General features: G+C 73.1%; 13 protein-coding genes and 3 tRNA genes. 6 read left to right on the top strand and 10 right to left on the bottom strand.

The window, feature by feature from the left end; all coding sequences use genetic code 11:
* Window positions 1–58 precede the first annotated feature (58 nt).
* On the top strand, window positions 59–1213 hold the full coding sequence (locus tag ACFZB9_RS02710) for an RNA polymerase sigma factor (RefSeq protein ID WP_391443119.1): 1155 nt from the start codon (window positions 59–61) through the stop codon (window positions 1211–1213).
* A 20-nt stretch (window positions 1214–1233) separates the two neighbouring features.
* Here ACFZB9_RS02710 and ACFZB9_RS02705 read toward each other — a convergent pair whose 3' ends face one another.
* The 4 genes from ACFZB9_RS02705 to ACFZB9_RS02690 form a co-directional block, all read right to left on the bottom strand.
* Window positions 1234–3858: a GH92 family glycosyl hydrolase gene (locus ACFZB9_RS02705; protein WP_391443118.1), complete on the bottom strand. Its 2625-nt coding sequence runs from the start codon at window positions 3856–3858 to the stop codon at window positions 1234–1236.
* Between the two features lie 338 nt (window positions 3859–4196).
* A complete protein-coding gene (locus ACFZB9_RS02700) occupies window positions 4197–5603 on the bottom strand; it encodes a glutamate decarboxylase (protein ID WP_391443116.1) in 1407 nt (468 codons plus the stop codon).
* 108 nt (window positions 5604–5711) lie between these two features.
* The gene (locus ACFZB9_RS02695) at window positions 5712–7139 is read right to left on the bottom strand and encodes an FGGY family carbohydrate kinase (RefSeq protein WP_391443114.1); all 1428 of its coding nucleotides are present in this window, start codon (window positions 7137–7139) and stop codon (window positions 5712–5714) included.
* 143 nt (window positions 7140–7282) lie between these two features.
* Entirely contained in the window at window positions 7283–7576 is a 294-nt protein-coding gene (locus ACFZB9_RS02690) for a hypothetical protein (RefSeq protein WP_391443113.1), read from the bottom strand.
* Between the two features lie 251 nt (window positions 7577–7827).
* Here ACFZB9_RS02690 and ACFZB9_RS02685 point away from each other — a divergent pair.
* Both ACFZB9_RS02685 and ACFZB9_RS02680 read left to right on the top strand, forming a co-directional pair.
* Window positions 7828–7900: transfer RNA gene (locus ACFZB9_RS02685), tRNA-Asn, on the top strand.
* A 50-nt stretch (window positions 7901–7950) separates the two neighbouring features.
* Window positions 7951–8023 (top strand) — tRNA-Asn (locus ACFZB9_RS02680).
* A 114-nt stretch (window positions 8024–8137) separates the two neighbouring features.
* On the opposite strand, the gene ACFZB9_RS02675 is transcribed toward ACFZB9_RS02680, so the two are convergent.
* Both ACFZB9_RS02675 and ACFZB9_RS02670 read right to left on the bottom strand, forming a co-directional pair.
* Window positions 8138–8905 carry a trypsin-like serine peptidase gene (locus ACFZB9_RS02675; RefSeq protein WP_391443111.1) on the bottom strand — a complete coding sequence of 256 codons (768 nt, stop codon included), beginning with the start codon at window positions 8903–8905 and terminating at the stop codon, window positions 8138–8140.
* Between the two features lie 119 nt (window positions 8906–9024).
* Window positions 9025–9885, bottom strand: coding sequence for a trypsin-like serine peptidase (locus ACFZB9_RS02670; RefSeq protein WP_391443110.1), 861 nt, complete (start codon window positions 9883–9885; stop codon window positions 9025–9027).
* 245 nt (window positions 9886–10130) lie between these two features.
* Between ACFZB9_RS02670 and ACFZB9_RS02665 the strand changes: the two genes are divergently transcribed.
* Window positions 10131–10204, top strand: a tRNA-Ile gene (locus tag ACFZB9_RS02665).
* A 162-nt stretch (window positions 10205–10366) separates the two neighbouring features.
* On the opposite strand, the gene ACFZB9_RS02660 is transcribed toward ACFZB9_RS02665, so the two are convergent.
* The 4 genes from ACFZB9_RS02660 to ACFZB9_RS02645 form a co-directional block, all read right to left on the bottom strand.
* On the bottom strand, window positions 10367–12106 hold the full coding sequence (locus tag ACFZB9_RS02660) for a pentapeptide repeat-containing protein (RefSeq protein ID WP_391443108.1): 1740 nt from the start codon (window positions 12104–12106) through the stop codon (window positions 10367–10369).
* A 111-nt stretch (window positions 12107–12217) separates the two neighbouring features.
* Complete coding sequence (locus tag ACFZB9_RS02655) at window positions 12218–12499, bottom strand: hypothetical protein (RefSeq protein ID WP_391443107.1); 282 nt, start codon at window positions 12497–12499, stop codon at window positions 12218–12220.
* Between the two features lie 89 nt (window positions 12500–12588).
* A complete protein-coding gene (locus ACFZB9_RS02650) occupies window positions 12589–14115 on the bottom strand; it encodes an LCP family protein (protein ID WP_391443105.1) in 1527 nt (508 codons plus the stop codon).
* A 195-nt stretch (window positions 14116–14310) separates the two neighbouring features.
* A complete protein-coding gene (locus ACFZB9_RS02645; RefSeq protein ID WP_391443104.1) occupies window positions 14311–16305 on the bottom strand; it encodes an FtsW/RodA/SpoVE family cell cycle protein in 1995 nt (664 codons plus the stop codon).
* Window positions 16306–16536: 231 nt separating this feature from the next.
* On the opposite strand from ACFZB9_RS02645, the gene ACFZB9_RS02640 reads away from it, so the two are divergent.
* Window positions 16537–16917: an ArsR/SmtB family transcription factor gene (locus ACFZB9_RS02640; protein WP_391443102.1), complete on the top strand. Its 381-nt coding sequence runs from the start codon at window positions 16537–16539 to the stop codon at window positions 16915–16917.
* Complete coding sequence (locus ACFZB9_RS02635; protein ID WP_391443101.1) at window positions 16910–19591, top strand: HAD-IC family P-type ATPase; 2682 nt, start codon at window positions 16910–16912, stop codon at window positions 19589–19591. The genes ACFZB9_RS02640 and ACFZB9_RS02635 overlap by 8 nt, the downstream gene beginning before the upstream one ends.
* Window positions 19592–19601 lie beyond the last annotated feature (10 nt).

Raw genomic sequence — 19601 nt, 5'->3', positions numbered from 1 at the left:
CGGACTATCGGCGCGGACCTGTGGCGTACCCCACACTGAAGGGGTCTCAAGTCCGTCGATGTCCGGGCGTCCTCGCCCGCGGAGGGTGGGCCCCTTGGAGATCGTCAGAGCGCCCGAGGAGGTGCCGCCCACCGCCGGGTTCGCGGCCGGGCCGGGCCCCGCCGAGCCGGAACCGGCGCCGGGCCCCGCCGAGCCCGACGCCGATGGGCCTGACATCGACGAGCCCGACACCGACGACCGCGCTCCGGCCGAGCCGGACGGCCGAGGCCTGTCCGCGGCCCTGGCCGGGCAGGACGCCCAGGGCCCCGCCGCCGACCTGTTCCGCCAGTACCTGCGCGAGATCGGCCGGATCAAGCTGCTGTCCGCCGTCGAGGAGGTGGAGCTGGCCCGGCAGGTCGAGGCCGGCCTCTTCGCCGAGCAGTACCTCGGTGAACACGGCCTGCCGGAGGGCCCGTTGGCCGATGAGTTGGACCAGCTGGTGGTGCTCGGCCGGATCGCCAAGCGGCGGCTGATCGAGGCCAACCTGCGTCTGGTGGTCTCGGTCGCCAAGCGCTTCATCGGCCGCGGCCTGACCATGCTGGACCTGGTCCAGGAGGGGAACCTCGGCCTGATCCGGGCCGTCGAGAAGTTCGACTACACCCGCGGCTACAAGTTCTCCACCTACGCGACCTGGTGGATCCGCCAGGCGATGAGCCGCGCGCTGGCCGACCAGGCCCGAACCATCCGGGTCCCGGTCCATGTGGTCGAGCTGATCAACCGGGTGCTGCGGGTGCAGCGCCGGCTGCTCCAGGAGCACGGCACCGAGCCCACCATGGCCCAGCTGGGCCTGGCGCTGGAGCTGACCGAGGTACGGGTGCGCGAGGTGCTGCGGCTGGCCCAGGAGCCGGTCTCGCTGCACACCCCGATCGGGGCCGAGGAGGAGGTGGCGCTCGGCGACCTGATCGAGGACGCCGACGCCGCCTCCCCGGCCGAGAGCGCCGCCTTCCTGCTGCTGCGCGAGCACTTGGAGGCGGTGCTGGCCACGCTCGGCGAGCGCGAGCGCAAGGTGGTGGAACTGCGCTACGGGCTCGCCGACGGGAGGCCGCGCACCCTGGAGGAGATCGGCGCGCTCTTCGGGGTGACCCGGGAGCGGATCCGCCAGATCGAGGCCAAGACCCTGGCCAAGCTGCGCGATCACGCGTTCGCCGACCAGTTGCGCGGATACCTGGACTGATGGACTGGCTGGGCCGTCAACTAGCCTGGGACGGTCCAGCGTTGGGCACCGCTGCCGTTGCAGGGCCAGATCTGCGGCTGGGTGCCGTCGGTGGTGTTGCTGCTCGGTAGATCCAGGCACAGGCCGGAGGGCGGGTTGAGCAGTGAGCCGTCCGAGCGCGGCCACCACTGCTGGGCGCCGGTGCCGTTGCAGGTCCACAGCTGCACCTTGGTGCCGGCGGCGGTACCGCTCTGGGTGATGTCCAGGCAGTGGCCGCCGAAGGCCTGGACGGAGCCGTCCGAGGCCGTCGTCCACTGCTGGGCGGCGCTGCCGTTGCAGGTCCAGAGCTGCACCTTGGTGCCGTCGGCGCTCTGGCTGTGATCGACGTCGAGGCACTTGCCGGCCAGTCCGGTGATCGTGCCGGTGGCCGGGGCGGCCGGCCCGACGTCGAAGGACGGTGGTGCGTCGGCCGGTGTGTTGCCCCACCACGGGTCCGGTGACGTGCTCAGCCCGTAGTCCACGGTGCCGCCGGTCCGGACGAACTGCTCGCTCAGCCAGGGCTGCTGGGTCCAGGTGCCGTTGACGTTCAGGCCGTAGACGTAGGGTGCGTTGTCCGCGGCGGCCGGGGCGTTGAGGTTGATCACCACGCCGTTGCCGCGGGTGATCGTCACGGCGGGGAAGAGCGGGCCGGCGATGGCCAGTTCGGACCGCCCCGGTACTTCCGGGTACAGGCCGATCGAGGCCCAGACGGCCCAGGAGGAGATCTCCCCGAGGTCGTCGTTGCCGGGCTCGCCGTTCGGCGCGTCGGAGAAGAGGCCGGTCAGTGCCTGGCGGACCACGGCCTGGGTGCGGTACGGGCGGCCCGCGTAGTCGTAGAGCCAGGGGGTGCCGACCGAGGGTTCGTTGCCCAGGTAGGCGTAGGGCGCGGTCGGGCCGGCGTTGAGCTGGCCGAAGAAGGAGTCCAGTCGGCTCGCCACCGCGTCGTTGCCGCCCATCGCGTCGAACAGGCCGCGCAGGTTCTGCGGCACTGCCCAGGTGTACTGCGCGCCGTCGCCCTCGGTGAACCCGTCCGGCGAACTCGGTTCGAAGTTGGGCCAGTTGTGGTCGGCGTAGCGGGGCTGCAGGTAGTCGGTGCCGATGTTGAAGAGGTCGCGCCAGTCGGCCGAGCGGTGCAGGTAGACGTCCTGCGCCAGGGTGAAGCCCAGCCGGCCCGCGAGTTGGGAGATCGCGAAGTCGGCACTGGCGTACTCCAGGGTCTCCGAGGCCGGCCAGAACTCGGTCGAACCGGAGGGGATGAAGCCCTCGCTGTCGTAGAGGGCGTGCCCGGGGCGCTCGTTGTCCTTGGTCGTGCCGGCCAGCGCCAGCCAGATCAGACCCCAGGCGTCGAAGTCGGTCGCACCGAAGGCGTACAGGTCGCTCGCGATGATCGGCAGTGGATCCCCGATCATCACCCCGGTGCCGCTGTTCGCCAGCGTCCAGCGGTCCAGGTATCCGGCCTGGTTGCCCTGGTTGACGATCGACTGGCCGATGTCGGAGGCCTGTTGGGGAGCCAGGAACGCGAGCAGCTGGGCCTCGGACCGGTAGATGTCCCAGCCGGAGAAGTCCGCGTACTGGGCGTGGCCGGCCGCGACCGTGTGCAGCTGTCCGTCGAAGCCGAGATAGCGCCCGTCGGTATCGCTGAACACGCTCGGATCCATCAGGGAGTGGTACAGCGCGGTGTAGAAGGTCCGGGTGTCCGCCAGGGTGCCGCCCGCGACGGCGATCCGGTCCAGCATGCCGTCCCAACCGGTCCGGGTGGCGGCCTGGATCTGGCCGAAGGTGCTGGTGCCCTGCTCGGCCTGCAGGTTGGCCAGCGCGCCCGCGGTACTGACGAAGGAGATGCCGACCCGGGCGGTGACGGTGCGGTTGGCCGAGGTGTCGAAGGAGACCTGGGCGAGTGAACCGCCGGTCAGCGTGGCCTGGCTGAACGGACGGTCGAAGACGGCCACGAAGTACAGCCGGTAGTGGTTGCCGGAGCCGCAGAAGTTTCCGCTGTCGGTGTAGCCGGAGAGCTGGTCCGTCCCGATCGTGATCGCACCGGTGGCGGTGTTGGCCGCTTCGCCGGCGTTCACCGTCAGTGCGGCGGGCCGGCCGGCCGGGTAGCTGAACTGGGCGATCCCCGAGCGCTGGGTGACGGCCAGGTCGGTTCTGATCCCGTTGTCGAAGGTGACCGAGTAAGTCCCCGGCGAGGCCGACTCGTTGGTGTGGGAGAAGGTGGCGTAGGCGGCCGGGCCAATGCCGAGGGTCGGCATGAACGGGACGTTCTCGTAGTCGCCGCAGCCGGCGCCGGATATGTGGGTGAGACTGAACCCGCGGATCCGGTTGTCGTCGTAGAAGTAGCCGCCGTGCTGGTCGGTGACCGTGTCCGGGCTCCACTGCATCATCCCGAAGGGGGCGACGGCGCCGGGGAAGGTGTTGCCGGACCCACCGCCGTTCCCGTAGTCGGGCGCGCCGGGCTGCGTGCCGACGAACGGATTCACGTACTGGGCCGGGTCGTTGACCGTGGTGCGCGGCGCCGTGTACGGACCGGCGGAGCTCGCGGTGGCCGCTCTGGTGGTGGCGTTGGCCGCGGGCGCGGGTTGGGCGCAACTCGCCGTCACGAGTGTCGCGCAGGCCGCCAGAGCCACCGAACTCCGCCGCCGCCAGGCGCGCGGATGGCGTTCGGGGCGGCGGGTGCCGGATGGACGGCGGGTGCCGGAGGGACGGACGGGGCTCGCCTGCCGGGACGGGCGTGGCGGGCGTGGGGGCCGCTGGGGCCGCAGGTGGCGCGAGATTTTCGGGCGTCGCAAGATGCGCAACTGATCCCACCTCCTGACTCACTGTCAGTGTTCCCGTGCGGAGCGTGATAACGCATGGTGGGATCGGTCATCTGTTCAGCTTCTGTTCTCACGCCACCAGTTGACTCCGGCGTCGCCTGTTGACCTGTCGCCACCGGTCGGCCCGTCGCCGCCCGATGGCGGCGGCCTCAGTGGTGGAAGCCGCTCTCCGGTTGGATTCCCCGCTCCTGCGCGGGTCCCGGCTGGCGCGACAGCTCGGGCAGCAGCCGGGCGAGGTCGGCGAGCAGCAGGTCCGCCAGGTCCATGGTGAACCCGTTGCGGCAGACCACCCGCAGCACCGACAGGTCCGTCAGGTTGTCCGGGAAGGTGTAGGCGGGAACCTGCCAGCCGCGCTCGCGCAGCCGCCGGGAGACGTCGAAGACGTCGAAGGCCGTCACCCCGTCGGCCACCGTGAAGGCGAAGACCGGCAGCTGGTCACCCCGGGTGAGTAGTCGGAAGGAGCCCAACTTCTCGATTTCGGCGGCCAGATGACGGGCCACCCGGCGGCAGGACTGCTGCACCGCGCGGTAGCCCTCGCGGCCCAGCCGCAGGAAGTTGAAGTACTGCGCGACCACTTCGGCGCCGGGCCGGGAGAAGTTCAGCGCGAAGGTCGGCATCTCGCCGCCCAGGTAGTTGACCTTGAAGACGAGTTCCTTGGGCAGCGCCTCGTGGTCGCGCCACAGTGCCCAGCCCACGCCCGGGTAGACCAGCCCGTACTTGTGGCCCGAGGTGTTGATCGAGGCGACCCGGGGCAGCCGGAAGTCCCAGAGCAGGTCGGGGTCGAGGAACGGCGCCACCATGCCGCCGGAGGCGCCGTCCACGTGCACCGGGATGTCCAGGCCGGTGCGCTGCTGCAACTCGTCCAGCGCCGCGCAGATCTGCTGGATCGGCTCGTAGGAGCCGTCGAAGGTGGAGCCGAGCACGCCGACCACGCCGATGGTGTTCTCGTCGCAGAGCGCCAGCGCCGACTCGGCGTCCAGGTGGTACCGCTCGCCCTCCATCGGCGCCAGCCGGCACTCCACCTCCCAGAAGTTGCAGAACTTCTCCCAGCAGATCTGGACATTGACGCCCATCACCAGGTTCGGCCGGGCCCCGGCGTCGTACCGGTCCTGGTTGCGGCGCATCCAGCGGCGCTTGAGCGCGAGGCCGGCGAGCATGCAGGCCTCGCTGGAGCCGGTGGTGGAGCAGCCGACCACCTGCTCCGGGTCCGGCGCGTGCCACAGGTCGGCCAGGATCGCCACGCAGCGCCGCTCCAGCTCGGCGGTCTGCGGGTACTCGTCCTTGTCGATCATGTTCTTGTCGGCACACTCGGCCATCAGCCGGTCGGCCTCCGGCTCCATCTGCGTGGTGACGAAGGTCGCCAGGTTGAGCTTGGCGTTGCCGTCCAGCATCAGCTCGTCGTGGATCAGCTGGTAGGCGATGTGCGGCGGCAGCGGGGCGTGGTGCAGCCGGTGCTTGGGTGGTGCCATCCGCATCGTCCCGACCGGATCCGCCTCGCCCAGCAGGGCATTGACGGCCAGTCGGTGGTCCGCGCTCGAGCCGGTGTGCAGCGCCATGCCTCAGAAGCCCTTCGTGGGAGACCAGGGCTTTCCACGCTACGGCCTTTCCGGCGGACCTTGTCGGATCAGCGCGCGGCAAGGTCCGCCGGAAAGGCCCTGGGCCATCTAGGCGATCTCAGGGTGGGTTTGGTCGCGCACCACGCCGTACTGCTGCCGGACGGCGGCACCGAACGGCTGGTCCGGGTCGGGCTCGAAGGTCTGCGCCTCCGGCAGCTCCCACTGCGGTGGCTCGGGCGTGCCGGCCAGCGCCCAGGCGGCCTGCCGGGCCGCGCCGCGCGCCGCGTGGTCGCCCGGCGGCGGGATCACCACCGGCACGCCGAAGATCGCCGGGGCGATCTCGCGCACCGCCGCCAGCCGCCCGACCGCGCCCAGCAGGAAGACCCGACGGACCGTCACGCCCTTGGCGCGCAGCGCGTCCAGGGCATCGGCGATGTTGCAGAGCATGCCCTCCACGGCGGCCCTGGCCAGGTGCTCGGGCGTCATCGACTCGGCCCGCAGACCCGTCAGGGTGCCCGCCGCGTGCGGTAGTCGGGGCGTGCGCTCGCCCTCCAGGTAGGGCAGCAGGACCATCCCGTAGGCGCCGGGGGAGGAGTGCAGCGCCAGCTCGCTCAGCCCCTCCAGGTCGCGACCGAGCAGGTTGGCGGTGGACCGCAGCACCTGGGCGGCGTTGAGCGTGCCGATCATCGGCAGGTGGTGCCCGGTGGCGTCGGCGAAGGAGGAGACGGTGCCGCTGGGGTCCACCACCGGCTGCTCGTGCACCGCGAAGATGGTCCCGAAGGCGCCGAGCGAGACCACCGCATCGCCCGGCAACAGGCCAAGGCCCAGCGCGGCGGCCATGTTGTCGCCGGTGCCGGCCGAGATCAGCAGGCCCTCGGGGGTGTGGCCGGCGGGCTCGTTGGGGCCGAGTACCTCGGGCAGCCGCAGCAGCTCATGGCCGAGCGCCAGCTTGATCAGGTCCTGCCGGTACTCGCCGGTGATCGGCGACCAGTAGCCGGTGCCGGAGGCGTCGCCGCGGTCGGTGGTGCGCCGCTGCGGGTGGCCGAGCAACTGCCAGACCAGCCAGTCGTGCGGCAGCAGCACCTCGGCGATCCGCCGGGCGTTGGCCGGCTCGAACTCGGCCAGCCAGCGCAGCTTGGCGATGGTGTAGGTGGCGGCCGGGACCGCGCCGATCGCCTCCGTCCAGGCGGCCGGGCCGCCGAGCGCGTCCACCAGCGCGGCCGCGGCCCCCGAGGAGCGCGGGTCGGTCCACAGCAGCGCCGGGCGCACCAGCACGCCACCCGCGTCCAGGCCGATCAGACTGTGCTGCTGGGCGGAGACCCCGATCGCCCGCACCCCCTCCAGCAGCCCGCCGGTGGCCGCCTCGCCCAGCGAGTGCAGCCAGGACTGCGGGTCCGCCTCGGTGGCACGGGCCTGCGAGGCCTCGGAGGCCGGGTGCGGGGCCTTGCCGGAGCGCAGCACGGCCCCGGTGTCGGCGTCACACGCGACGATCCGGGTGCGAAGGGTCGAGCTGTCGATGCCCGCGACGATGGCCATGAGAGAGATCATGCCGCAGCCGGGGCCGCCCGTTCCGCCGTCCCGCGCAAGTGTTGCCCACTCGGTACGCCCGCCGGTGGCGGCCGGGCCTCACCCGTCACCCACGGCGGCCGGCCGTGAGCGCACGGCGAGAGCCGGCACCTTCAGGGGCGTACGGTGCCCCAGCTGTCATCCGCTTCCCGTTTGCGGTTGAAGCAGGCCACCCGGTCGGTGAGCGCGTTCGGCAGCTTCTCGCCGACCCGCCCGGTGACCGCGCCCACCGCCTTGCCCGCCGCCGAGCCGGCCGACTCCTTGGCCCGCTGGGTGGCGCCCTGCACCGTCGGGTGCTGCGCGACCTTCTGCGCGGCGGCGGCGATCTGCTCGTAGCGCTGCCGGCCGGCCCGGGCTCCCAGCACGTAGCCGGTCGCGGCCCCCACGACGAACGTCAGCTTCCACATCTCTGGGCCTCCACCCTCTTCACGCGGCGCCTGCCGCGATGCCCTACCCGTCCCGCCGGTCGGTGAACCGCCCCGCGTCCCGTCCAGCATCCTCGCCCCGGACCCGCAGGGCGCGCCGGGGCACGCCGGAGGGGGCGAAGCCGCGGCCGGGCGGGGCCGGCCCGGGAAAGCGATTGGCGGAGCACCCCCCTGGATGCGCTAATGTATGTCCCGCAGCAAGCGCCCGACAGTGTGCGCTGCGAACAACACAATCCCGCATAGCTCAATTGGCAGAGCAGCCGACTGTTAATCGGCAGGTTATTGGTTCGAGTCCAATTGCGGGAGCTCAAGCAGCTGAGCCGGTGTCATCCGGCTCGGGTCGCTTGACACAGTGATCCCCCATAGCTCAATTGGCAGAGCAGCCGACTGTTAATCGGCAGGTTATTGGTTCGAGTCCAATTGGGGGAGCAGCTCGACGCCCTCCGGTCCGCCGGGGGGCGTTTGTCGTTCCCGTCCCGCTTGCCCCGACCTGTCCCGCCTGTCCCGCCCGCCTCCTGGCGGTCGGTGCGGGCTGACCCGGTGTCAGCCGGTGGCCTGCTGGTACAGCGCCGAGACCCGGTCGTCGAAGCTCACGCTGTAGGAGACGGCCGGGCTGTCGCCGCCCTCCTGGTACCCGCCGATCACGCCCACCACCGTGCCGCCGCCGTCGGCCGGGCCCAGGTCGGTGAGCCAGGGGCTGCCGCTGGTGCCGTCCGAGAAGCCGCCGCAGTCGAACCGCTCCTGGGTGGCGCTCTGCGCGCTGGTCCTGGTGGAGCAGGTGATCGGCTCCTCGTGGTCGTACGGGTAACCGGTGATGGTCACCGCCAGGTCGAAGCCGCGGTTCACCCCCAGCCGGTTGCCGCCCACCACGTCCTCGATCTGCTTGCCGGCGGACGGCTGGACCGTGAGGAACGCCACGTCGTACTCCGGGTCGGCGTCCTTCTGCCAGCGCTCGTCGGTGACGACCCGGTCCACCGTCCAGGTACCGAGCTCCGTCTGGCCGTCCCGGTAGCCGGGCGCGAAGGACAGGCCGGTCATCGGGGTGCCGTCGGAGTTGGTGACGCAGTGCGCGGCGGTGATCAACAGGTCGTGGGAGGGGCTGTCCACCACGCTGGCGGTGCAGGAGCGGCTGCTGCCCTGGTCGGCCAGCAGCACCCCGACCCGCTGGTCGAGCGCGTCCGGTGGGGCGGCGCTGGCGCTCAGCCCGGGTGGCGGGTGCGCGCCGGGCGGCCGGCAGCCGGCGGCGGCCAGGACACCGGCCAGCGCGGCGCAAATCGCCAGCGCGCGGCGCGCCTGCCCCCGCCCGGTCATCCGCCGCACCCTTCGGCCCGCTCCGGCGCGGCGCGCCGGACGTCAGCCTCAAGATCTATCAGGCCGACACCGGCCCGCGCCAGGTGCGGGCCGCGATGCGGTGGCCGCCCGACGCGGAGTCAGCCGGTGGCGCGGTCGTAGAGCGCCTGGACGGTGTCGTCGAAGTAGCTGCTGTAGGAGATGTCCGGGGTGTTCCCGCCCTGCTGGTATCCGCCGATCACCCCGACCACCGTGCCGGTCTTGGTCCGCGGGTCGAAGCCGGTCACCCACGGGCTGCCGCTGGTGCCGCCGGTGTAGTCGGGGCAGGCGATCCTCAGCTGGGTGGTGCTCTGCTCGGCGGTGGTGTTCATGCAGGTGATCGGCACGTCCGCGGTGCTCGGGTAGCCGGTCATCCGCACCGGCAGCTGGTAGCCCTTGTCGACGCCGAGCTTGTTGGCCCCCAGCACCTGCTGGACCTGCTTGCCGCCCTGCGGCTGGACGACGGCGAAGGCCACGTCCAGATCCGGGTTGCCCTGCTGCGCCCAGCTCGGGTCCACCGTGATCGCCGACAGTGGCCAGACGCCGTTCGGCGCGTCCCCGCCGCGGTAGCCGGGGACGAAGACCAGGTCGGCCCGCTGACCCACCCCTGGGTCGTAGACGCAGTGCGCGGCGGTGACGATCAGGTTCTGCCCCGCGCTGTCCACCACGCTGGCGGTGCAGAAGTGGTCACCCGAGGCGTCATTGGTGAAGACCGCGCCGACCAGCGCGTTGATCGTGGTGGGGGAGGCGGTCCTGGTGGTGCCCTTGTGCTTGTCGAAGGCGGCCAGGAACCGCTGCTTGTTCCAGCCGCCGTGGTGCGGGCCCGGCGAGGCGCTCGCACCGGCCGAGGAGCCGGGGGAGAGCGCCTGGCCCGGTCGTCCGTCGGACGAACCGCAGCCCGCGGTGGTGACCGAGATCACCAGGGCGGCCGCCAGGCCGAGCGGCACCCTACGCGCCGTCATTCGGACTCCCTCCACCGGCTCCTGGGGCACCAGCTTCACTCGGGCGGCAGCGTACTGCCACCCCGGAGCCGACCGGGCTCTCGACGACCCGTGGGCCGCTGGACCGGGCCCGGGAGCGCATTCGTGGTGCGCCCCCGGCGCGCACCACGGCTGATCGACCGGATATGCTGCCCGAGGCGGCCCAGCGGGGCCGTCTGTGCTGCGATGGACAGCCACTGTGGTGGCCAGTACCGACGCGGTGAGTCGGGGCGGTAGCTCAGCCGGTTAGAGCAGGGGACTCATAATCCCTGGGTCGTGGGTTCGAGTCCCACCCGCCCTACTCCGGGATCCTCGGGGTCCATCCATCGAATCCGGGTGGCTGACCTGCGGAAACCCTCGCTCGTCAGGCCAGAGCATAGGCCACCGGGCTGCCCTCGGGCCCCGCGCCACGCCGGAATTCACCTCCATGGCCGAACCGTTGGCCCCGAACCGCCGGCCCCGGTCAACTCCGGGTGAAGGTGCGGGTGGCGGCCGCGGCGATGGCCAGGCCCAGCGTCCAGCCGAGGACGGTCAGCACCACCGTGACCACCGCCGGGACCCCGTGGTACTGCCAGACGTCGACCTGGCCGAAGTGGATGATCGGGATCAGGCGGTCGGCGGCGTAGAGCACCGGGTTGAAGGCCGACTCGTCCTCGCTGCTCACGTGTTGCGGCCGCACGGTGCTGAAGTAGCAGCTGGCGACGACCAGCAGGCCGACCGCCCAGCCGAAGGCGCGCATCGGCCGGTAGCCGTAGCCGACCAGGGCGTCCAGCAGCCGGCCGGGTATCCGGCGCCACCAGGGCAGATGGGCGCTCAGCGAGCGCATCTTCGCGAGCAGCACGGTCCGGGCCTCGCCGTCGTTGCCGAGCGCGCGGTAGTAGGAGGCCAGTTGCTCGTAGGGCTGGGCGCGGTAGCTGCCGGTACTGGTCCGGTCGGTGCGCACCTGGCGGCGGAGCAACCGCAGCCGGTCGCGGGCTTCCAGGTAGCGGGCGAAGGAGCCGTAGCTGAAGCCGTCCAGGTTGAGCCGGTCCGGCCAGGACACCAGGTCGTCGCGGATCCCGGACTCGACGGTCGCGCCGTAGAGGGTCAGCAGGGCCTCGGGGCTGGTCATTCCCCGCACGTCGAGGTGGCCGACGCGGGCGCTGGTCAGCCGGATCTCGCCGTCGGTGGTGAAGCCGTTGCTCAGGTTCAGGGTGCCGGCCACCGTCATCCGGCTCGCGTTCAGCACCGCCTGCTCCCAGGTCGCCCTGGCGCCGTCCGCCGGGGCGGGCCGGTGCAGGGTCGCCCCGCTCATCATCAGGCTGGCGCCGATCCACGCGCCGAGCAGGCTCATCGAGCCGTGGGCGGTGAAGTTCCGCTCCTCGGCGGTGGTCCGGTCCGGACGGAAGGATGCCTCACTGGCGACGGTCATCGAGGTGCCGTTGAACGCGCCGCCCTCCGGGCCGGTCAGCGTGGCGCCGTCGAACAGCAGGGCGCTGCCGATGTGCGCCCCCGGCAGCCGCACTTCGCCGACCGCCTCCAGCCGCTGGGCCAGCAGGCTTCGGCCGACCCGGATACCACCGGCGTTGAGTGACTTGCCGCCGGGCGCGGTGTTCAGCAGCCTCGCGTCGTTCACCGTCACCTGGCCGCTGACCACCGCGTTGATCAGGCTGAACGAGCCGGTGACGGTGATCCGGTTGGCCAGCAGGCTGCCCTCGACCGTGATGCCGTCGGCGTGCACCGCGAAGCGCTCGCCGCCCTCGACCACCGCGTCGCGCAGGTCGAGGGTGCCGTGCACCTGGGCGCCGTACGCGCTGAGGGTGGTCAGGTGGGAGCCGCTCAGATCGATCGGTCCGGTGGTCGCCTCGTCCAGCGTGACCGGCCCCTCGAACCGGCAGCCCTGGAGCAGCACTTGGGAGGTGAACCGCCCGTGCGCCCCGCTGAGCCGACCGGTGATCCGGGCGCCGGCGAGCCGCAGTGCCGAGACCGCTCCGGCCACCGTCGGCCGGGCGCCGAGCAGCAGGGCGGCGATCACCTCGCCGCGCACCACCCGGTCCTCGCCCCACTGGTCGGCCTGCGCCGGGCGGTCCAACTCCTCGTCCCCGGTGCGCAGATCGACCAGGTCGCCATGGGGGAAGGCCTGCCAGACCCGCCGCTCGACCGGGCTGAGCCGGCCGAGCCGGCGGGGTATCTCACTGATCCTGGGGTGGCGGATTCGGCTCATGGCGACCATGCTGCCGTATCCCGCCGACGCCGTCGGCATCGTGATGATCACAGTCCTGAGCGGGCGTCAGCTCCGAGGTGGGAGCGGCCCCTGCCCAGCCCCCGCCGGTGCCTAGCTCAACCGGTCGGTCAACCAGCGGGCGCCGCGCAGCACGGCGGCCCGGCGGCGCTGGCGCCGGGAGTTGAAGCGGGCCTGGGCGGGGATCCGGCCCGGCGGCGTGGCGGCCAGGTCGGCGAGCCGGGCGGCGGAGCGGGCCAGCTCGGCCAGCAGCCGGCGGCGTTGCTCGGGCTCGCTGGTGTGCGTCAGGGCGGCGTGCAGGCCCTCGATCTCGGCGACGGCCGCGGCCAGGCGCAGGGTGGCGGAGTCGGTGGACGCGTGGTCCCCCCAGGACATGGTCAGCGTCGTTCCTTCCGTGGTGGGTGGGCTGGTTCCGGTCGCTCGCAGGGTCGACAGCCCCGGGGGCCCCGGGTGCTGAGGGTGGGTCAGCCATAGCTGAGTCCGCTGCAGGCGTCAGTGTCAGCGGGTCGGGCGTTCTGGGCGATCCCGCCGGGCACCGCGCCGGGCGAGGCGCCCGGCGTGCCGCTCGGGCCCGGGGTCGTGACGGCCGTGGCGTAGTCGGTGCCGAGGGTGATCGTCACCGTGGTGCTCTCGGAGTCGGCCCGCACGTCCGCGCCGGGGAACAGCCGGGCGAGCCGCTCGGCGTCCGCCTGGTGGCCCGGACCGTAGCCGATGCCGGTGACGGCGTGGTCGATGCCGCCGTCCTCCTCGGTGACCTGCTGGTAGCCCTTGGCCTGCAGGTCGCGGACCGCCTTGAGGGTCAGTCCCGGGGTGTGCGTGCCGTTCTGCACGGTGATCGGCACCGTGAGATCGGCGGGCTGGGTCGGGCTCGCGCCGGTGGAGGTGGGGGCGGCCACCTGGCCGGTGCTCCGGCCATCCAGTGTGCGGTCCTGGCGCAGCAGCGTCCACAGAGTATCGGCGTCGGGGTGGAGCAGCGCGACCCGGTCGCCCGCGTACCGCCAGGGCGCGGTGACGAAGGTGATGTCGGCCAGCGTGACGCCGTGCAGGGACTGGACGAAGGAGGCCAGCTTGAGCGCGGTGCCGAGCCCCTGGTCGACGGTGAGTGCCTTGGTCGCCGCATCGGCGAGCGGCAGCAGCGTGGTGAGGTCGAAGCCCTGGGCCTGGATCTTCTGGATCAGCGCGGACAGGAAGGCCTGCTGACGCCGCATCCGGCCGATGTCCGAGCCGTCGCCGATCCCGTGCCGGGCCCGGACGAAGGCCAACGCCTGCTGGCCGGAGACGGTCTGACGGCCCTTCTTCAGCCGGATGCCGAACCCGTCCACGTCGTTGGGCACGCAGACCGGCACGCCGCCGACCGCCGAGGTCATCGCGGCGAAGCCCTTGAAGTCGACCACCACGGTGTGGTCGATCCGCAGGCCGGTCAGGGTCTCCACGGTGTTCTGCGAGCAGGCGGGGTTGCCGTTCGGGGCACTGCCCACGGAGAAGGCCGAGTTGAACATCTGGTTGTGCTGCGGGGCGGTCCACCGGCCGTTCGGCAGCAGGCAGGGCGGGATGTCCACCAGGGAGTCGCGCGGGATCGAGACCCCGACGGCGTGCCGGTGGTCGGCGTAGACGTGCAGCAGGATCGCGGTGTCCGAGTTGCCGGTGCCCACGTCGCCGCCGGCCAGCTCGTCGTTCCCGTGGGCCCGGCTGTCCGAGCCGAGCAGCAGCACGTTGACGGGGGCCGAGCCGGAGGCGTCGCTCGGGCCGGCCGGGGGGCGGCTGGCGGCGACGCCCGCGCTGTCGAAGGTGCTGAGGTTGCCCGTGAGGTGCTGGTAGAGCCAGACGCCGGCGCCCGCGGTGAGCAGCACCAGGCCGGCGGCGGTCGCGGCGGCGATCCTGACCAGTCGGCGGTGTCGTGTCCGGGCAGGCCCGGACTCGGGCCGTAAGGTGGGGTCTTCGGCCGTGGGACGGGAGCGCTGTGGTCCGAGGCCGCCCTCGGGATCGGTCATGAGGCGTTCTCCGTGCGGTCGCCGGCGAGCCGGTCTGGTTGCTCGATAGGACGGCTCGGCCGGGTAGCCGGTTGCACAGTTGCGCAATCTAGCAAGTATTGGACATGGAACCCACCTTGGCAACACCGCCAGACGGGTGGGCGACGACGACGGCCGGGTGGTGGATCCCCGGCCGTCGCGTCAGGTGAGCAGCTGTCAGAAGCCCGGCGTCGGCGCGCCCGGCTCGGTGCGCGGCGGGTACTCCATCGCCGACCCGGTCAGGTACTCGGGGTGGCTGCCGGTCGGGAAACCGGAGTTGGGGTACGCGGGGTAGCCGGTGGGGGTGTTGGCCGGCTGGGGGTAGCCGGGGTTCTGCGCTCCCGTGGGCCAGCCCCCGCCGGGGTGGGCGGGCGCCGTCGGCTGGGCACCGGGGTAACCCGGCATCGGCGGCTGGCCGCCCTGCGCGCCGGGGTAGCCCGCCGCCGGGTGGCCGGGCAGGGTGCCCGGGTGGCCGGCCGGACCCGGCTGACCACCGGGGTAGCCCGGCTGCTGCTGGTCGGTCGGCCCGCCGGGCGAGGCCGGCTGCGGGATGCCGGTGCCGGGCGCGGGCGTTCCGGGGGCGGTGGGTGTGGGGCCCTGCGTCTCGGTCCCCGGGCCGGTGCCGCCGCCGGTTCCCGAGCCGCCGCCGCCCGTCGCGGTCCCGTGCAGGGTCGGCGACCCGTACGGCACCGGCGAGCCGTGCAGCGTGCCGCCGCCCTGCTGGCCGGGCACGCCGCCCTCGGCGGTCACGACCGGCTTCGGCGGCGCGATGGTGCCGGTCGGCTCCGGTTCGGGCTCCAGCTCGGTGCGCCCGGCGGCGTCGCTCAGCTTGATCAGCAGTGCGGTGAGCAGCCAGTTCGCCAGGGTCGAGGAGCCACCGGCGGCCAGGAACGGCAGCGCCTTACCGGTCAGCGGGATCAGGCCGGACACGCCGCCGACCACCACGAAGACCTGCAGCGCCACGGCGCTCGCCAGGCCCACGGCCAGCAGCTTGCCGAACGGGTCCGACAGCATCAGCGCGGTCTTCAGGGCGCGCTGGAAGAAGAGCGCGTAGACCAGCAGTACCGCGGTCACCCCGGCCAGGCCCAGCTCCTCGGCGACCGTGGTGAAGATGAAGTCGCTGCGGCCGGCGAAGCCGATCAGCCAGGGGTAGCCCGAGCCGAGCCCGGTGCCGAGCATGTGGCCGCTGCCGAAGCTGAACAGCGCCTCGGCGGGCTGGAAGGAGGGGACCGCCCCGCTGCCCGGCGGGTTGGTCTTGTAGTACTCCAGCGGGTCCAGCCAGGCGGTGACCCGGCCGTGCACGTGCGGCTCCAGGGTGCCGACCACGGCCGCCCCGCCGACGGCCATGATCACGCCCAGCACCACCCAGCTGGTCCGCTCGGTGGCCGCGTAGAGCATGACGATGAAGACGCCGAAGAAGATCAGTGAGGTGCCCAGGTCACGCTCGAAGATCAGCACCAGCAGGCTGATCACCCAGATCGCCAGCACCGGTCCCGCGTTGCGCCCGCGCGGCAGGCTCAGACCCCAGACCTTGCGGCCCACCAGCGCCAGCGCATCCCGGCTGATCGTCAGATAACCGGCGAAGAAGACGCAGATGGCGAGTTTGACGAACTCGTCCGGCTCGACCTGGATGCCGGGCAGGTGGATCCACCGCTTGGCACCGAAGTCGTCGCCGGGGAAGAAGGCGGGTGCGGCCAGCAGGATCAGCGCACCGATCATCAGGATGTAGACGTAGCGCTGGAAGAAGCGGTGGTGCTTGATGAACACGACCAGGCTCATGGCCACCGGCACCGCGATGAACAGCCACATCACCTGGGAGGGTGCGGAGGGCAGCTTCTGGTAGTCGCCCTTGGCGGAGTGCGCGATCGCGTACGACTGGTCCAGCCGGTTGAGCAGCACCAGGCCGAGTCCGCTGAGCAGCGTCGCGCACGGCAGGATCAACGGGTCGGCGTACCGCGCGAAGCGCCGGACCACCAGATGCACGCCCAGGGTGAGCGCGGTGAACGAAACCCCGTAGACCAGCAGGCCGGGCGGCAGCTTGTCGTTCAGTGCCTCATCGGCATCGATGTAGGCGTAGAAGCAGACCACGAGGGCGAAGAGCAGCATCACCAGCTCGATGTTGCGGCGGCGGTCGGCTCCGCGTTGGCCCTCGGTCCGCTGGCTGCCTATCACACGAACTCCCCACCGGCACGGCACTCTGGACCGGCGAATTCTCGCACGAACCGAGGGGGCGCCGAGCCACCGGCCTGCTCGGGGGTGGTGCGCCGGACCCTTCGCGCCGGGGGGCGGCGCGGTTAGACTGAGCGCCTTCGCGACCATGGGCGGCCTGCCCGGGTGGCCGGCCCGGGCGCAGTGAACGGGCCACGGTGGGGACCAGGGGCGACCAGGAAGAGGGCGGTACGGATGGCGGGCGTCAGCGGATCGGACGACCCGTCCGCCGAGCTGCTCCAAGCGGCGGCGGCCTCCTTCGGGCTGCTCGCCTCCACCATGCGGCTGCACATCGTCTGGGTGCTGAGCCAGGGCGAGGCCGACGTGGGCACGCTGGCCGAGCGGGTCGGCGGCACCCTGCAAGCGGTCAGCCAGCACCTGGCCAAGCTCAAACTGGCCGGCATGGTCTCCAACCGCCGTGAGGGCCGCCGCCAGGTCTACGGCGTGGACGACCCCCAGGTGGCCACCCTGGTGCGGTTGATGATCGAGAAGCTCGCGGGCCCGGGTGCCCTGCCCCAGCAGCCGCCGCGAGCCGGCGGCGGCGAGGTGTACCGGTTCCGGAGCAGCGGTGCCTGAGGAGGGGGCGCGCCTGCTCCCGCTGCCCGGCGGCCGCGCGCCGGGCCCCCGACCGCTGCCCGGACCGCAGTACGGCGACGCCGCCCGGCTCAGCCGGCTGGCCGCGCTGCGTGCGGTGGCCGCAACGCCGCGCGGCCTGACCGAGGGCGAGGCGGAGTCCCGGCTCGCCGAGTACGGCGACAACCTGGTGCTGCCGCTGCCCGAGCCGACCTGGCCCGGCCGGCTGCGGGCCGCCCTCGCCGACCCGTTCGCCGCCCTGCTGGCCGCGCTGGCCGGCGTCTGCGCGCTGATCGGTTCCTGGGGCAGCGCGCTGATACTGGGCGCCCTGGTGCTGACCGCGGGCCTGCTGCGGCTGCACGGCGAGCGCCGTACGGCGGCGGCGCTGCGGGCGCTGCGCGCGCTGGCGCCGAGCACCGCGACCGTGCTGCGCCGGGCCGGGCGCAGCGAACTGCCGACCGCCCGGGAGATCCCGGCCGAGCAACTGGTCCCCGGTGACGTGGTCCGGCTGGCCGGCGGCGACGCCGTCCCGGCCGACCTGCGCCTGCTGCGCGCCCAGGGGCTGACGGTGGACCAGTCGGCGCTCACCGGCGAGGCCACCGCGGTGCCGCGCCACGCGCTCGACCTGCCGCCCGCCCAGCCGCCGGGCGGGCCTTTCGACGAGCCGCAGCTCTGTTTCGCGGGCAGCACGGTGGTCACCGGCAGTGGCACCGGCCTGGTGCTGGCCACCGGCGCCGCCACCCGCTTCGGCGCCGCGCACCAGCCGGGAGCTGCGGCGGACCAGGGACCCTCGGCGGTCGAGCGCGGGGTGCGGCGCGCGGTGCTGGCGCTGATCCTCTTCATGCTCGCCGCCGTTCCGGTCACCATCGGCACCGACACCCTGCTGCACGGCTGGACCGGCACCCTGCTGCCGTTCGCGGTGGCCGCGGCGGTCGGGCTCACCCCGGAGCTGCTGCCGGTGGTGGTCAGCTCGGTGCTGGCCCGCGGCAGCCGTCAGCTGGCCGCCGAGGGCCTGCTGGTGCGCCGGCTGCCGGCGATCAGCGAGCTGGGCGCCCTCGACGTGCTCTGCCTGGACAAGACCGGCACCCTGACCACCGGCGAGCTGGCCGTGGCCGGCGCGCTGGACCCGGCCGGGCGCCCGGACCCGCAGCCGCTGCGGTGGGCCGCGCTGCTGGGCGAGGCCGCGCTGCTGCACGACGAGCCGGGCCTGCTGGACCCGCTGGACGAGGCACTGCTGGACGCCGCGGAGGCCGCCGGGCTGCTGGCCGGCCCCGCGCCCGCTGTGCTGGAGGTGATCCCCTTCGATCCGGAGCTCCGGCGCTCCGGCGCGGTGCTGCGCGAGGGGAGCCGGCGCCTGCTGGTGCTCAAGGGTGCGCCGGAGGCGGTGCTGGAGCGCTGCACCAGGCTGGCCCCGGCGCGCCCCGGCCAGGCGCCCCGGCCGCTGGACGCGCCGGCGCGCGTCGAACTCGACCGGCTGGTCGAGGACCGTACGGGGCGGGGGCTGCGGCTGATCGCCGTGGCCCGGGCCGAGCACGAGCCACGGCTCGGGGGGCACCGGCTCGCGGACGAGGAGGGGCTGACCCTGCTCGGCTTCGTCGAGCTCTCCGACGAGCCGGTGGACTCGGCCGAGGAGGCGCTCGCACTGCTGAGCCGCTCCGGTGTCACCCTCACGGTGCTGACCGGGGACCATCCGCGCACCGCGCTGCGACTGGCCGAGCGGCTCGCACTGGCCCCCGGCCGGGTGCTGCTCGGCGCCGAGCTGGCCGGCCTGGACGAGGCGGAGATCGCCGCGGCGGCGGCCGAGCAGGCGGTCTTCGCCCGCTGCACCCCCGAGCAGAAGGCACGGGTGGTGCGGGCGCTGCGGCGGGCGCACCGCTCGGTCGGTTTCCTGGGGGACGGGGTGAACGACGTCCCCGCGCTGCGCGCGGCGGACCTCGGGATCGGCACGGCCGGTGCGGTCGGCGCCGCCCGTGAGTGGGCCGACCTGCTGCTCGGCGGGCGCGACCTGGTGCTGCTCGGCCGGGCGCTGGCGGTGGGCCGTGAGGCCACCGCCCGGGTGGCCGCGTACCTGCGGATCGCGCTCTCCTGCAACCTGGGCAACGCCGTCTCGATGCTGGCCGGCGGGGTGCTGCTGCCGTTCCTGCCGATGCAGCCGGCCCAGGTGCTGCTGCAGAACCTCTGCTTCGACGTGGCGCAGCTCTCCTTCGCGGTCAGCGGCCGGGCCGCCGGCCCGGGGGAGCGGCCGGTCAAACTGCGCTGGGGCGCCCTGGCCGGCTTCGCGGCCGCCTTCGGGCTGCTCAACTCGCTCTCCGACATCGCGATGTTCCAGGCGATGCGCACGGTCACCCACGGCTTCACGGCCGCGAGCTCGGAGTCGATGTTCCACACCGCCTGGTTCACCGAGAACCTGGTCACCCAGGCGATCGCGCTGCCGGTGCTCTACCGGCTGAGCCGCACCCGGCTGCGCCCGCCGCGCCCGGTCTGGTGGGCGGCGGGGCTGCTCGCGGTCGTCGGGCTGCTGCTGCCGGCCAGCCCGCTGGGCGAGCGGCTCGGCTTCGAGGCGCTGCCGCTGGCCGCCTACGGTCCGCTGGCGCTGGTGGTGGCGGGGTACGCGGCGCTGCTCGGCGCGGGTCGCTGGCTCTGGTGGTGGCGGCTGGAGCGCGCCCGGGTCTCCTGACCCCGGCTCG

Origin of the sequence: Kitasatospora sp. NPDC008050 (assembly GCF_042957465.1) — a bacterium.
GTDB lineage: Bacteria > Actinomycetota > Actinomycetes > Streptomycetales > Streptomycetaceae > Kitasatospora.
The sequence above is the reverse complement of the archived record's forward strand: the minus strand, read 5'-3'. Positions and strand labels throughout refer to the sequence as shown.

Coding starts and splice junctions, on each gene's coding strand:
- ACFZB9_RS02670 (WP_391443110.1), bottom strand. CDS start 9,885: ATGACGGCGCGTAGGGTGCCGCTCGGCCTGGCGGCCGCCCTGGTGATC.
- ACFZB9_RS02655 (WP_391443107.1), bottom strand. CDS start 12,499: ATGTCCTGGGGGGACCACGCGTCCACCGACTCCGCCACCCTGCGCCTG.
- ACFZB9_RS02710 (WP_391443119.1), top strand. CDS start 59: ATGTCCGGGCGTCCTCGCCCGCGGAGGGTGGGCCCCTTGGAGATCGTC.
- ACFZB9_RS02640 (WP_391443102.1), top strand. CDS start 16,537: ATGGCGGGCGTCAGCGGATCGGACGACCCGTCCGCCGAGCTGCTCCAA.
- ACFZB9_RS02675 (WP_391443111.1), bottom strand. CDS start 8,905: ATGACCGGGCGGGGGCAGGCGCGCCGCGCGCTGGCGATTTGCGCCGCG.
- ACFZB9_RS02690 (WP_391443113.1), bottom strand. CDS start 7,576: ATGTGGAAGCTGACGTTCGTCGTGGGGGCCGCGACCGGCTACGTGCTG.
- ACFZB9_RS02650 (WP_391443105.1), bottom strand. CDS start 14,115: ATGACCGATCCCGAGGGCGGCCTCGGACCACAGCGCTCCCGTCCCACG.
- ACFZB9_RS02660 (WP_391443108.1), bottom strand. CDS start 12,106: ATGAGCCGAATCCGCCACCCCAGGATCAGTGAGATACCCCGCCGGCTC.
- ACFZB9_RS02695 (WP_391443114.1), bottom strand. CDS start 7,139: ATGGCCATCGTCGCGGGCATCGACAGCTCGACCCTTCGCACCCGGATC.
- ACFZB9_RS02700 (WP_391443116.1), bottom strand. CDS start 5,603: ATGGCGCTGCACACCGGCTCGAGCGCGGACCACCGACTGGCCGTCAAT.